Source organism: Streptomyces sp. NPDC059906 (assembly GCF_042730645.1).
Taxonomy (GTDB): domain Bacteria; phylum Actinomycetota; class Actinomycetes; order Streptomycetales; family Streptomycetaceae; genus Streptomyces; species Streptomyces rubrogriseus.
The window spans coordinates 1-13,742 of sequence record NZ_JBHWKU010000016.1; the positions used below are offsets into that span (position 1 = coordinate 1).

Below are 13,742 nucleotides of genomic sequence, written 5' to 3' on the forward strand. Positions count from 1 at the left end.
TCCGTCCTCGGAACGGCGCGGAATCGGTTGGCTACGGGGGTGCGGGGCGTTGACGCGCCAACCGCTGCGGGCGGACACCCCCCGACACGCCCCCTTCGCGCCGTACGCGGCTGACCGCCCGTCCCGCCCCCCTAGCTGCGGGCAGTCGTGCCGCTGGGGCGGCACGGGTGGGCGCAGCGGCACCCCGCTACGCCGGGCCGCGTCCCCCCCTCGCGCCCGCACCCGCCCCGGGTGCACCGGTAACGCCGGGCCGCGTGACCCACAGCCCCGGTGCCGGAGAACGGTCCGTGAGGTCGGCTGTCAGTGGGGGCGGTTACGGTTCGTGCATGGCTGCCCGTACGAAGTCCGCCAAGGAACGGCCGTCCTACCGCTGCACCGAGTGCGGCTGGCAGACGGCCAAGTGGCTCGGCCGCTGTCCCGAATGCCAGGCCTGGGGCACGGTCGAGGAGTACGGCGCGCCCGCCGTGCGTACGACCACGCCGGGGCGCGTGACCACGTCCGCGGTGCCGATCGGGCAGGTCGACGGTCGGCAGGCGACCGCCCGCTCCACCGGCGTACCCGAGCTGGACCGGGTGCTGGGGGGCGGGCTGGTGCCCGGGGCCGTGGTGCTGGTCGCCGGTGAGCCGGGCGTCGGGAAGTCCACGCTGCTGCTGGACGTCGCGGCCAAGTCGGCGAGCGACGAGCACCGGACGCTGTACGTCACCGGTGAGGAGTCGGCCAGCCAGGTGCGGCTGCGGGCCGACCGGATCCATGCCATCGACGACCATCTGTATCTCGCCGCCGAGACGGACCTCGCGGCGGTGCTCGGGCACCTCGACGCCGTCAAGCCGTCGCTGCTGATCCTGGACTCCGTGCAGACCGTCGCCTCGCCCGAGATCGACGGCGCCCCGGGCGGCATGGCGCAGGTGCGGGAGGTGGCGGGGGCGCTGATCCGGGCCTCCAAGGAACGCGGCATGTCCACGCTCCTGGTGGGCCATGTCACCAAGGACGGGGCCATCGCGGGCCCGCGGCTGCTGGAGCACCTCGTGGACGTCGTGCTGCACTTCGAGGGCGACCGGCATGCGCGGCTGAGGCTCGTGCGGGGGGTGAAGAACCGGTACGGGACGACCGATGAGGTCGGGTGCTTCGAATTGCACGATGAAGGGATCACGGGGCTTGCCGATCCCAGTGGGCTGTTTCTCACGCGGCGGGCCGAGCCGGTGCCCGGGACCTGTCTGACCGTCACCCTGGAAGGGCGCCGGCCGCTGGTCGCCGAGGTGCAGGCGCTGACCGTGGACTCGCAGATCCCGTCGCCGCGGCGTACGACCTCGGGGCTCGAGACCTCGCGGGTGTCGATGATGCTGGCCGTGCTGGAGCAGCGCGGGCGCATCAGTGCCCTGGGGAAGAGGGACATCTACAGTGCGACGGTGGGCGGGGTGAAGCTCTCCGAGCCGGCCGCCGATCTCGCCGTCGCGCTGGCGTTGGCGAGCGCGGCCAGTGACACCCCGCTGCCCAAGAACCTCGTCGCGATCGGCGAAGTCGGGCTCGCGGGAGAGGTGAGACGGGTCACGGGGGTGCAGCGCAGGCTCTCCGAAGCGCATCGGCTGGGCTTCACGCACGCCCTGGTCCCGGCCGATCCGGGCCGGGTCCCCGACGGCATGAAGGTGCTGGAAGTCGCGGACATGGGAGACGCCCTGCGGGTGCTTCCGCGCTCGCGTCGGCGAGAGGCCACACGGGAGGAGGACGACCGCCGGTAGACTTTGCCCTGGTCTCGCCCGTCCATACGACCGAGTGTGCGACACGGGAGCGCCAGAAGAACCTGCGACCGGAGGAGTGCAGTGGCAGCCAACGACCGGGCAGCAGCTCCCGGAAAGTCCGGTGGGAGTGCCGGTGCCGATGGCCTGATGCGCGCCTCACTGAGCGCCGTGGCGCCCGGCACCTCCCTGCGCGACGGCCTGGAGCGGGTCCTGCGCGGCAACACCGGCGGTCTGATGGTGCTGGGTTCCGACAAGACCGTCGAGTCGATGTGCACGGGCGGTTTCGTACTGGATGTCGAGTTCACCGCGACCCGGCTGCGCGAGCTGTGCAAGCTCGACGGCGGCATCGTGCTGTCCTCGGACCTGTCGAAGATCCTGCGGGCGGGGGTGCAGCTGCTGCCCGATCCGACCATTCCGACGGAGGAGACCGGCACCCGGCACCGGACGGCCGACCGGGTCAGCAAGCAGGTCGGGTTCCCCGTCGTGTCCGTCTCGCAGTCGATGCGGCTGATCGCCCTGTACGTGGACGGGCAGCGGCGGGTGCTGGAGGATTCGGCCGCGATTCTGTCGCGGGCCAATCAGGCGCTGGCGACCCTGGAGCGGTACAAGCTGCGCCTCGACGAGGTCGCGGGCACGCTGTCGGCCCTGGAGATCGAGGACCTGGTGACGGTGCGGGACGTCTCGGCGGTCGCGCAGCGGCTTGAGATGGTGCGCCGGATCGCCACCGAGATCGCCGAGTACGTGGTGGAGCTGGGGACGGACGGGCGGCTGCTGGCGCTGCAGTTGGACGAGTTGATCGCGGGTGTGGAGCCGGAGCGCGAGCTGGTCGTGCGGGACTACGTGCCCGAGCCGACCGCCAAGCGGTCCCGTACGGTCGACGAGGCGCTCGCCGAGCTGGACAAGCTCAGCCATGCCGAGCTGTTGGAACTGTCCACGGTGGCGCGGGCCCTGGGGTACACCGGGTCGCCCGAGACGCTGGACTCCGCGGTGTCGCCGCGCGGGTTCCGGCTGCTGGCCAAGGTGCCGCGGCTGCCGGGCGCGATCATCGACCGGCTGGTGGAGCACTTCGGTGGTCTGCAGAAGCTGCTCGCGGCGAGTGTGGACGACCTCCAGACGGTGGACGGTGTCGGCGAGGCGCGGGCGCGCAGCGTGCGGGAGGGGCTGTCGCGGCTGGCGGAGTCGTCGATCCTGGAGCGCTACGTCTGACGCCCGCGGCGGGCCCCGGGGGCGCGTCCGCGGGGCCTCTTGTCAGTCGTTCTTCAGGACGAAGGACGTCTGGACCTTTTCGAAGCCGGGCGCCTTTGCCTCCACCAGGTAGGTGCCCGCCTTGGCCGAACCCGCCGGCGGCGTACCGCACTCGGGGGCGCTGGGCTTGCGGTCCCACTTGGTGGTGTAGGTGATGCCGCTGCCTGCGGCGACCCGGTAGCGCAGGCTGCCCGTGCCCTCGACGCAGTCGTCGGAGGCCCAGTAGGCGTCGTCGCCGTCGGCCGGGGTGATGGTGAACACCGCGTTCTTCGGGCCGAGATCGACCTTGCAGTCGCTGCCGGACGTGTTCCGCGCGGTCAGTTCGAACGCGGGGGTCTGTCCGGGCGAGTAGCTGTTGCGGACGCTGCGCAGGCTGAACTTCACCGCGCCGGGCGTGCAGTTGGGCAGGCCCGACCCGGCCGGGAGCGCGTCGCCCGCGCCGACGCCGGTCACCGCGCCGCCCCCGCCGCCTCCGGCGCTTCCCGACCCGGCCGATCCGCCGTCGCCGGACGCGTCGTCGCCGGACGCGTCGTCGCCGGACCCGGCACCGTTGCCGGAGCCGTCGCCGCCGGAACCCGACCCGGAGCCCGAGCCGTTGGAGTCGCCGCTCTCCGACTCGTCGCGTCCGCCCGGCGCCTGGCTGATCGCCGGGCCGGAGCCCGAGGGGCCCGGAGTGATCGACGGTGCCGGGTTCTTGCCGTTGGCCCCGTCCTCGCGGCCCTTGCCGCCGTCCCCGCCGCCGGAGACCACGATCCACGTGATCAATAGCGCCAACAGGGCGAAAAGAGACAGCAGTACGGCCCTCCGTCGCCAGTAGATGGTGGAGGGAAGCGGCCCGACCGGATTGCGCAGAGATCCCACGGCGCAAACTGTACGAGAGATCGGCGCGTTCCCTTGTCCCACCCGCCGTTTGGGCCCGCAACTTTTACGGATCATCATTCCGGAGACCGTTCCGGAGACCCTGCCGGCGGGGCGGGGAGGGGCCTGACGACGTCCGCGACGGTCTCCGGGTGGCGGTGTTCCCGTGCGGCGGTCCTCCCGTGGCAGGATCGGAGCGACATGACTGCGCCCACGAAGCCCTCGCCAGGCGGACCCTCCGACCCCGCCGCGTCCGGTGTGCCGCTGCACGCCCCCGTCATCGACTGGTTCGACGAGCACGCCCGCGATCTTCCGTGGCGGCGCCCCGAGGCCGGCGCCTGGGGCGTGATGGTCAGCGAGTTCATGCTCCAGCAGACGCCGGTCAGCCGCGTCCAGCCCGTCTACGAGCAGTGGCTGGCCCGCTGGCCGCGCCCCGCCGACCTCGCCGCCCAGGCGCCCGGCGAGGCCGTGCGCGCCTGGGGGCGGCTCGGCTACCCGCGCCGCGCCCTGCGCCTGCACGGCGCCGCGGCGGCCATAACGGAACGGCACGGCGGCGACGTACCCGCCGACCACGCCCAGCTGCTGGCACTGCCCGGCATCGGCGAGTACACGGCCGCGGCGGTCGCCTCCTTCGCCTACGGCCAGCGGCACGCCGTGCTGGACACCAACGTCCGCCGGGTCCTCGCCCGCGCGGTCACCGGTGTGCAGTACCCGCCGAACGCCACCACCGCCGCCGAGCGGAAGCTGGCGCGGGCGCTGCTGCCCGAGGAGCAGGCGAGTGCCGCCCGCTGGGCCGCCGCCTCGATGGAGCTGGGCGCGCTGGTCTGCACGGCGAAGAACGAGTCGTGCCACCGCTGCCCGATCGCGGCCCAGTGCGCCTGGCGGCTGGCCGGCAAGCCCGCCCACGACGGTCCGCCGCGGCGCGGCCAGACATACGCGGGCACCGACCGGCAGGTGCGCGGGCGGCTGCTCGCGGTGCTGCGCGACGCGGCCGGACCGGTGCCGCAGGCGGCCCTCGACCAGGTGTGGCAGGAGCCGGTCCAGCGCGCCCGCGCCCTGGACGGCCTGGTGGCCGACGGTCTGGTGGAGCCGCTGGCGGACGGTCTGTACCGGCTGCCGCTGAGCTGACGCACAGCCGCCTGCCTCTGTGACGGCTCCCGCGGCGTCTCCGTGTTCGTGTTCTCTGTGACAGCCTCCGTGGCGGACAAATCGCCTGATGTCGCTATCAAGTGGGCTGCCGATTTACCCGGTTCCTACTTCCGTTACACAACCGACGGACAGCCGAGGGATTGCCGCAGGCTGCATCGCACAGCGCCGTGACAACGCTTCCCTACCTTCGTTTGTGTGCCCCCCGGGCACAGCACGACTACGGACCACAGGCAGTGGGCCGGCGGTGACCACCGTCGGAGTACGGGGATCGGAAGGCGGTTGACATGGGCGAGGTGCTCGAGTTCGAGGAGTACGTCCGCACCCGGCAGGACGCGCTGCTGCGCAGCGCCAGGCGCCTGGTCCCCGACCCCGTCGACGCCCAGGACCTGTTGCAGACCGCGCTGGCGCGGACGTACGGGCGCTGGGAGACCATCGAGGACAAGCGGCTCGCGGACGCCTACCTGCGCCGGGTGATGATCAACACCCGGACCGAGTGGTGGCGGGCGCGGAAGCTGGAGGAGGTGCCGACCGAGCAGCTCCCCGAGTCCCCCATGGACGACGCCACCGAGCAGCACGCGGACCGCGCCCTGCTGATGGACGTCCTCAAGGTGCTCGCCCCGAAGCAGCGCAGCGTCGTCGTGCTGCGACACTGGGAGCAGATGTCAACGGAGGAGACCGCCGCCGCCCTCGGCATGTCGGCGGGAACGGTCAAGAGCACGCTGCACCGGGCGCTCGCCCGGCTCCGCGAGGAGCTGGTCGCCCGCGATCTGGACGCACGGGCGCTGGAGCGTGAGGAGCGGGAGCGTTGCGCGGCCTGACCGACGGTCGGACACCCGGGGGGACCCGGAGAACCACGCAGGCGGCGAGTACGGCGGTGGCCGTGTTCGTCGCCCTCGGCGTTTCCCTGGCCGGCTGCGGGACCGGGGGCACCGGCGCCCGGGACGAGGGGCCGGCCCACGCGGACGCGGTGGGCGGCGCGGGCTCCGCGTCCCCGGCGCCCGCGGCGAAGGCGTCCCCCTCGAAGGCCTCCGACCGCGTCGACGCGGTGCGGCTCGTCAAGGCCGATCCCAAGGTGTCCCCGGAGGTCAAGCGCGAGCTGAAGCCCTGCGTCGCCGACGAGTACCCGATCGACGTGTCGTACGGGAAGGTGACGGACGGCTCGGCGGACGACGTCGTCGTCAACGTGCTGACGTGCGGTGACGCGGTGGGTGTGGGCAGTTACGTGTACCGCGAGGAGGACGGCGCGTACCAGAATGTGTTCAAGGCCGAGGAGCCTCCGGTCTACGCGGAGATCGACCGCGGGGACCTGGTGGTGACCAAGCAGGTGTACGACAAGGGCGACCCGGTGTCGAGTCCGTCCGGCGAGAACGTGATCACGTACCGCTGGGCGTCGGACCGGTTCACCGAGGAGTACCGCACCCACAACGACTACAGCAAGGCCGCGGGCAACGCGCCCACCCCGGCGCCGGAGCCGGACAGCTGAACCGTCGGCCGCCCCGACCGGCGTGAACCGACGGGCGTGAACCGACTGGGCCGCTCGCACCGATGTCCCAGTGAGCGCGGTACGCGTACCGGCGGCCCGTTCGACCGTTCGACCCGACCACACCCTGAGGACTGAGAGCACCGGGATGGCAGATCAGACCCACGTCCTGTTCGTCGAGGACGACGATGTCATCCGCGAGGCCACCCAGCTCGCCCTCGAGCGGGACGGCTTCGCGGTCACCGCGATGCCCGACGGACTCTCCGGCCTGGAGTCCTTCCGGGCCGACCGTCCCGACATCGCCCTCCTCGACGTCATGCTCCCCGGCCTCGACGGCGTCAGCCTGTGCCGCCGGATCCGGGACGAGTCCACAGTGCCGGTGATCATGCTGTCGGCGCGGGCGGACTCCATCGACGTCGTCCTGGGCCTGGAGGCGGGCGCCGACGACTACGTCACCAAGCCGTTCGACGGGGCCGTGCTGGTCGCCCGGATCCGGGCGGTGCTGCGGCGCTTCGGGCATGCCGGGGGCGGCGACCGGACGGAGGGCGCCGGTGCGGCGGAGACCGGGGGCGTGCTCACCTTCGGCGACCTGGAGGTGGACACGGACGGCATGGAGGTGCGCCGGGCCGGGCGGCCGGTGGGGCTCACGCCGACCGAGATGCGGCTGCTGCTGGAGTTCTCCTCCGCGCCGGGCACCGTCCTCTCGCGCGACAAGCTGTTGGAGCGGGTGTGGGACTACGGCTGGGGCGGGGACACCCGGGTCGTCGACGTGCACGTGCAGCGGCTGCGCACCAAGATCGGCCAGGACCGGATCGAGACGGTCCGCGGCTTCGGCTACAAGTTGAAGGCCTGAGCGGGGATACAGGGATATGCGGGGGTTCTTCCGACAACGACGGAGCGTCTCGCCGCCGGGGCACCCGTACGACCGCACGGGGCCGGGCGAGCACGCGGGGTCCGGCGAGCAGGCCGGGCCGGGCGAGCACACGGAACCGGGCGGGCGTACGCGGGTCCTCGGTGCGCGCGGGCTGCGTGCCCGCGGTATCCGCACCGGGCTGCGCTGGAAGCTGAGCGCGGCCATCGCGCTGGTCGGCGCGCTGGTGGCCGTCGCGCTGAGCCTGGTCGTGCACAATGCCGCCCGGGTGTCGATGCTCGACAACGCCCGTGACCTCGCCGACGACCGGGTCCTGATCGCCCAGCGCAACTACGAGCTGTCGGGGCGGCAGAACTTCCCCAACGCCCAGATCGACGACCCCGCCCTGCCGCCGGAGCTGCGCCGCAAGATCGATGCGGGGCGGCGGGCCACCTATGTCTCCGAGCGGCCGGACGGTGTGACGGACATCTGGGCGGCCGTGCCGCTCAAGGACGGGCACGTGATGTCCCTGCACTCCGGTTTCACCGACCGCAGCGCGGACATCCTCAGCGACCTGGACCAGGCCCTGGTCATCGGTTCCATCGCGGTCGTCCTCGGCGGCAGCGCGCTGGGCGTGCTCATCGGCGGCCAGCTCTCGCGCCGGCTGCGCGAGGCCGCCGCCGCCGCGAACCGGGTCGCGAGCGGTGAGGCGGACGTCCGGGTGCGGGACGCCATCGGCGGCGTCGTGCGGGACGAGACGGACGACGTCGCGCGCGCCGTGGACGCGATGGCGGACGCCCTGCAGCAGCGCATCGAGGCCGAGCGCCGGGTCACCGCGGACATCGCGCACGAGCTGCGCACCCCGGTCACCGGTCTGCTCACGGCCGCCGAGCTGCTGCCGCCGGGACGGCCGACCGAGCTGGTCCTGGACCGGGCGAAGGCGATGCGGACCCTCGTCGAGGACGTCCTGGAGGTGGCCCGGCTCGACGGGGCCTCGGAGCGGGCCGAGCTGCAGGACATCATGCTGGGCGACTTCGTGTCCCGGCGGGTCGCCGCCAAGGACCCCGCCGTCGAGGTGCGGGTGATCCACGAGTCGGAGGTCACCACCGACCCGCGCCGCCTGGAGCGCGTGCTGTTCAACCTGCTCGCCAATGCCGCCCGGCACGGCCGTTCCCCCGTCGAGGTCAGCGTCGAGGGCCGGGTGATCCGGGTCCGCGACCACGGGCCCGGCTTCCCCGAGGACCTGCTGGCCGAGGGCCCGAGCCGGTTCCGCACCGGCAGCACGGACCGGGCGGGCCGCGGACACGGCCTCGGCCTGACCATCGCGGCCGGTCAGGCCCGCGTCCTGGGCGCCCGGCTCACCTTCCGCAACGTACGCCCGGCCGGCGCCCCCGCGCACATACCGGCCGAGGGCGCGGTCGCCGTCCTGTGGCTCCCGGAACACGCGCCGACCAACACGGGGAGCTACCCGATGCTGCCGGACCGGTCGAAGGGCGGGGCGTCGACGGCGGCCCGGGACGTGTCCCGGGAGGCGTTCCCGAACCGCTGACGTCGGGGGCGGGAGGGGCCGGACGCGGTTGGCGGCCCGAAAACCAAGGGCCGGTTCGGGTCCCGTCGTGAAATGCTTCCCGCCGGGTCGGGAGTGCCCGCGCCGACACTGAGGAGGGGCCCGTGGAGCCTTCGGAACTCCGCCGCGCGATCGAGGCGGGCCGGGTGACCGCTGCGGAGCTGGGTCTCGAGGTCACCGACGTGGCCGTCGTCCACGACTCGGACCGGGTCGCGCTGCGTCTGCTCCCCTGCGACGTCCTGACGCGGGTCGCGCCCGTGGGTCATCTGGCCGACTCCGAGTTCGAGGTCGAGGTGGCCCGCCGACTCGCCGAGGTCGGCGCTCCGGTGGCCGAGCTCGACCCCAGGGCCGCTTCCCGGGTCTATGTGCGGGACGCCTTCGCCGTCTCGCTCTGGACCTACTACGAGCCGTTGCCCTCGGAGATCGCGCCGACCGCCTACGCGGACGCCTTCCGGCGCCACCATGCCGCCCTGCGCCGGATCGATCTGGCCGCGCCGCACTTCACCGATCGAGTCACCGCGGCGCTGAGAGAGGTGGGTGACCGGGAGCGGTCCCCCGAGCTGCCCGACGCAGACCGGGAATTCCTCGGCGGCACCCTCGACGGACTGGGCACCGCGATCGGCACCGACCGGGCCGGCGACCAGTTGCTGCACGGCGAACCGCATCCGGGCAACCTCCTCAACACGAGGAGGGGGCCGCTCTTCGTGGACCTCGCCACCTGCTGCCGCGGGCCGGTCGAGTTCGACCTCGCCCACGCCCCCGAAGAAGTGGGAGAGCACTACGCGGGGGCCGACCAGGGTCTGATCGACCGGTGCCGTGCCCTGAACTGGGCGCTGTTCTCGGCCTGGCGCTGGCGCCGGAACGACCAGATGCCCGACCGTGACCACTGGAGGGCGGAGGGGCTCCGCCGGGTCCGGACGGCACTCGCCCGCTGCTGACCGAGCCGCACGTGCGCACGTGCCGGGACCGGAGCGGCGAGCGCTCGCGGCCCCGGCACGGGAGGGCGGCCCTTCCTTTCGGGCGACCCCGTCCCGGCCCTCCGGCGCGACGTGAGGGTGACCGGGACGCTTCGGTTCCCCCAAATTCCCCTGGGGTCAGGCGCCGAGGGCGTCGACGAGCGCCTTGGTGACGTCCTCCGTGGAGGCGGTGCCGCCGACGTCACGGGTGAGGACGCCGGAGGCCGTGGTGGCGCGGATCGCACGGTTCAGCCGGGCGGCCTCCCCGGGGAGCCCGAAGTGCTCCAGCATCAGGGCGGCGCTGCCCACCGCGCCGATCGGGTTGGCGAGTCCTTGCCCCGCGATGTCCGGGGCCGATCCGTGGACCGGCTCGAACATGCTGGGGAAGCGGCGCTCGGGGTTGAGGTTGGCGCTCGCGGCCAGGCCGAGGCTGCCGGCCAGGGCGCTGCCGAGGTCGGAGAGGATGTCGGCGTTGAGGTTGGAGGCGACGACGACCGACAGGTCCTCCGGGTGCAGTACGAACTTGGCCGACATCGCGTCGACCAGGACGCTCTCGGTCTCCACGTCCGGGTAGTCGGCGGCGACGCGCTTGAAGACGTCGTCCCACAGGACCATGCCGTACTGCTGCGCGTTGCTCTTGGTGACGGAGGAGACCTTGCGGCGGGTGCGGGTGCGGGCCAGGTCGAAGGCGAAGCGCATGATCCGTTCGCAGCCCACCTCGGTGAACAGCGCGGACTGGACGGCGACCTCGCCTCCCGGTCCCCGGCCGGAGAGGTTGCGGCCGCCCAGGCCCGCGTACTCGCCCTCGCTGTTCTCCCGGACGACGACCCAGTCCAGTTCGGTGTGGTCGGCCTTGCGCAGCGGGCTCTGGACGCCGGGCAGGAAGTGCACCGGCCGGACGTTGGCCCACTGGTCGAAGCTCTGGCAGATCTTCAGCCTGAGGCCCCACAGGCTGATGTGGTCCGGGACGGTCGGCCAGCCGACGGCGCCGAAGTAGAGGGCGTCGAAGTCCTTCAGCTGCTCCAGCCCGTCGTCGTCCATCATCTTCCCGGTCCGCTCGTAGAACTCGCAGCCCCACGGGAACTCCTGCCAGTCGAAGGCGAAAGCCCCGCCGGAGTCGGCGGCGAGCGCGTCCAGTACGGCGCGGCCCACGGCGACGACCTCGGCGCCGACACCGTCGGCGGGGATGGCGGCGATGCGGAACGTGCGGGGTGCGGTCATGAGGAGCCTCCGGTGAGCCGGGGAAGTTGACGTCTGCTGCGACGACTTGAGTCAACCCAGCGGGCGCCCGCCCGTCCAAGACCTGCTTCCGATACGACCCATAGGCGCGGCCGATGGGTTCAGCCGATGGGTTGAGCCGACGGGTTCAGCCGCTGTGAGCGTCCCGTTGCCTGGCGTACGAACGCGTCAGTTCCAGGAAGGAGCGGGCGCCGGGCGTCAGGTGGGCCGGCAGGCTGATCATGGCGACGTGAAGGTGCGCGGTCGGCTCGATGGCCGCCACGGCGGCACCGCAGCGGCGGGCCAAGCGGGTCCAGGAGGCGGGCAGGACAGCCATACCGACACCGGTCAGGACGAGTGGCAGGACGGACGTGCGGTGGTCGACGACCGCGACGATGTCCGTGCCCTCGGTGTGCGCCATGACGTCGTCCACGATCGTGCGCATCAGGCTCCCGCCCCGGGAGGCGATCAGCTTGCGTCCGCCGAGGTCCTCCGGCCGCAGGGTCGCCCCGTCCGCCAGGCCCGCGCCCGGCGCGGCGACCACGACGAACGGCTGCTCCTCCACGGCCAGGACGTCGACCCCGGAGGCGGCGAACGGCCGCTCCGCGCCGAGCAGGCCCAACTCGCAGGCGCCGCTGCGGACGAGGTCCACGACGCCCTCGGGGGTGAAGGCCGCCCGGCTGCTGACGGTGACGGACGGGTGCAGTTCGGTGAAACGGTGGATCAGGCCGGTCAGCGGCTCGATGCCGGGCGAGGGCATCGCCGCCACCTCGACCGTCCCCCCGTGCAGCCCGGACAGCGACGCCGCCCGGTCCCGTACGGCGATCAGGTCGCGCAGCACGCGTCGGCTCGGTTCGAGGAGTTCTCGTCCGGCCTCGCTGAGCGCCACGCCGCGGCCCATCCGGTGGAAGAGGGAGACGCCCAGGTCGGCCTCCAGGTTGGCCATCGCCTGGGACAGTGACGGCTGCGCCACGTGAAGCGCGGCGGCCGCCTTGCTGAATCCGCCGTGCTCCACGATGGCGAGGAAGTACTCCAGCTGCCGGGCGTCCACCGTGCCTCCCAGTGCCACGAACCTCGGGCGACAGGTGGACCCTATCGGTTGGCGGGCACCGCCCCGTCGCCCTCGGCGAGCCTCGCGCCGGGCACGTCGGCACCCGTGACGGCCTGCTCGTCGGCGCCCTGAGCGGGGTCGCTCTGAGCGGGGACGCTCTGAGCGACGGCCTCCGCTTCCCGTATCTCACCGGACAGCACCCGCCGGGCCCGTTCCAGGTCGAGGCCGCTCTCCCAGCGGGCGACGAACAGGGTGGCGACCGCGTTGCCGCAGAAGTTGACCAGGGCACGGCATTCCGACATGAACTTGTCGATGCCGAAGACCAGCATGATGCCGGCGGCCGGCACGTGGCCCACGGTCGACAGGGTCGCGGTCAGCGCGATGAAGCCCCCGCCGGCGACCCCTGCCGCCCCCTTGGACGTCAGCAGCATCACCGCGAGCAGACCCAGCTGCTGTCCGCCGGAGAGGGAGGTGTCGGTGGCCTGGGCGATGTAGAGCGTGGCCAGGGAGAGGTAGATCGCGGCGCCGTCGAGGTTGAAGCTGTAGCCCGTCGGCACGACCAGGCGGACGGTGGACTTCTCGGCGCCCATGAACTCCAGCTTGCGCATCAGTCCCGGCAGCGCCGGCTCGGCCGTGGACGTGCCGAGGACCAGCAGGAGTTCCTCCTTGAAATAGCGCAGGAGCTGGAAGATGTTCAGCCGCACATAGGCCGCGAGCACCGCGCCCAGCACCACCACGACGAAGAGGATGGAGGTCACGTAGAAGAGCAGGATCAGCGAGCCCAGGCTGGTCAGCGTCGACAGCCCGAACTTCCCGATGGCGTACGCCATGGCGCCGAAGGCGCCCAGCGGGGCCACCTTCATCACGAACGACAGGACCTTGAAGACCACCTCGGTCAGGCGGTTCACACCGGCGATGATCGGCTCGCCGACCTGGCCCACGGCCCGGAGCGCGATGCCGAAGATCACCGCGAGGAAGATCACCTGGAGGATGTCGCCCTCGACGAACGCGCCGAAGACACTGTCCGGCACGATGTGGGTCAGGAACTCCCACCAGTGCTGGTGCTCACCCGTCTCCACGTAGGAACCGGCCTCGCCCGAGACCTCGATCCGCGAGGCGTCGGCGTGCACCCCGTCACCGAGCCGGAACAGGTTGATCGCGACGAGGCCCGCGGCCATGGCGACGATCGTGCCCACCTGGAAGTAGGCCAGCGCCTTGACGCCGGTCCGGCCCACCTGCTTCAGGTCGGCGACCCCGGTGACGCCCCCGATGATGGTCAGGAAGACGATCGGGCCGATGAGCATCTTCATCGCGGTGATGAAGGTGGTGCCGATCGGCTCCATCGAGGTGGCGAGATCCGGCCACCGCCACCCGAGCACGATCCCGATCACGATCGCGACCAGCACCTGCACGTAGAGCTGTCGGTACCAGGGCTTCTTGCGCACCACGGCGTCGCCTGCGGCTTCCTTCGGGGCATGCGTCATTGCAACCTCCATCCAGGCACGAGCAGAACCCGTCGGCACCGGGTCCCGAGCGGTCGTCGCGCCATCGCCGAGGTCAGTGAAGCGGGTCACAGTCGAGGAGGTCCACGACCAAAAATCGATGCCCCGCATAGGCAGTGCCTATACGGGG

At 72.3% G+C, this 13,742-nt stretch carries 12 protein-coding genes; 8 read left to right on the forward strand and 4 right to left on the reverse strand.

The window, feature by feature from the left end; translation table 11 throughout:
• Positions 1–326 precede the first annotated feature (326 nt).
• Positions 327–1,736, forward strand: coding sequence for a DNA repair protein RadA (gene radA, locus ACFV9J_RS23535; RefSeq protein WP_385356868.1), 1,410 nt, complete (start codon positions 327–329; stop codon positions 1,734–1,736).
• Positions 1,737–1,817: 81 nt separating this feature from the next.
• The gene (gene disA, locus ACFV9J_RS23540) at positions 1,818–2,942 is read left to right on the forward strand and encodes a DNA integrity scanning diadenylate cyclase DisA (protein WP_271319621.1); all 1,125 of its coding nucleotides are present in this window, start codon (positions 1,818–1,820) and stop codon (positions 2,940–2,942) included.
• 42 nt (positions 2,943–2,984) lie between these two features.
• Here the strand turns inward: disA and ACFV9J_RS23545 are convergent, their stop codons facing one another.
• Positions 2,985–3,842, reverse strand: coding sequence for a hypothetical protein (locus ACFV9J_RS23545; protein WP_385356869.1), 858 nt, complete (start codon positions 3,840–3,842; stop codon positions 2,985–2,987).
• A gap of 198 nt (positions 3,843–4,040) precedes the next feature.
• Here ACFV9J_RS23545 and ACFV9J_RS23550 point away from each other — a divergent pair, with 198 nt between their 5' ends.
• The 6 genes from ACFV9J_RS23550 (at position 4,041) to ACFV9J_RS23575 (ending at position 9,823) form a co-directional block, all read left to right on the forward strand.
• Complete coding sequence (locus tag ACFV9J_RS23550) at positions 4,041–4,967, forward strand: A/G-specific adenine glycosylase (protein WP_385356870.1); 927 nt, start codon at positions 4,041–4,043, stop codon at positions 4,965–4,967.
• A 305-nt stretch (positions 4,968–5,272) separates the two neighbouring features.
• Positions 5,273–5,806: a SigE family RNA polymerase sigma factor gene (locus tag ACFV9J_RS23555; protein WP_003975479.1), complete on the forward strand. Its 534-nt coding sequence runs from the start codon at positions 5,273–5,275 to the stop codon at positions 5,804–5,806.
• Entirely contained in the window at positions 5,794–6,471 is a 678-nt protein-coding gene (locus tag ACFV9J_RS23560; RefSeq protein WP_385356871.1) for a hypothetical protein, read from the forward strand. The genes ACFV9J_RS23555 and ACFV9J_RS23560 overlap by 13 nt, the downstream gene beginning before the upstream one ends.
• Before the next feature lie 145 nt (positions 6,472–6,616).
• Positions 6,617–7,321, forward strand: a complete 705-nt coding sequence (cseB, locus tag ACFV9J_RS23565; protein WP_003975477.1) for a two-component system response regulator CseB — start codon at positions 6,617–6,619, stop codon at positions 7,319–7,321.
• A 16-nt stretch (positions 7,322–7,337) separates the two neighbouring features.
• Complete coding sequence (gene cseC, locus ACFV9J_RS23570) at positions 7,338–8,867, forward strand: two-component system sensor histidine kinase CseC (protein ID WP_385356872.1); 1,530 nt, start codon at positions 7,338–7,340, stop codon at positions 8,865–8,867.
• A 122-nt stretch (positions 8,868–8,989) separates the two neighbouring features.
• Positions 8,990–9,823 carry a phosphotransferase gene (locus ACFV9J_RS23575; RefSeq protein ID WP_385356873.1) on the forward strand — a complete coding sequence of 278 codons (834 nt, stop codon included), beginning with the start codon at positions 8,990–8,992 and terminating at the stop codon, positions 9,821–9,823.
• A gap of 156 nt (positions 9,824–9,979) precedes the next feature.
• Here the strand turns inward: ACFV9J_RS23575 and ACFV9J_RS23580 are convergent, their stop codons facing one another.
• The 3 genes from ACFV9J_RS23580 to dctA form a co-directional block, all read right to left on the reverse strand.
• On the reverse strand, positions 9,980–11,062 hold the full coding sequence (locus ACFV9J_RS23580; RefSeq protein WP_385356874.1) for a tartrate dehydrogenase: 1,083 nt from the start codon (positions 11,060–11,062) through the stop codon (positions 9,980–9,982).
• A gap of 145 nt (positions 11,063–11,207) precedes the next feature.
• On the reverse strand, positions 11,208–12,110 hold the full coding sequence (locus ACFV9J_RS23585; RefSeq protein ID WP_385356875.1) for a LysR family transcriptional regulator: 903 nt from the start codon (positions 12,108–12,110) through the stop codon (positions 11,208–11,210).
• Between the two features lie 41 nt (positions 12,111–12,151).
• On the reverse strand, positions 12,152–13,594 hold the full coding sequence (gene dctA / locus ACFV9J_RS23590; RefSeq protein WP_385356876.1) for a C4-dicarboxylate transporter DctA: 1,443 nt from the start codon (positions 13,592–13,594) through the stop codon (positions 12,152–12,154).
• Positions 13,595–13,742: the final 148 nt, after the last annotated feature.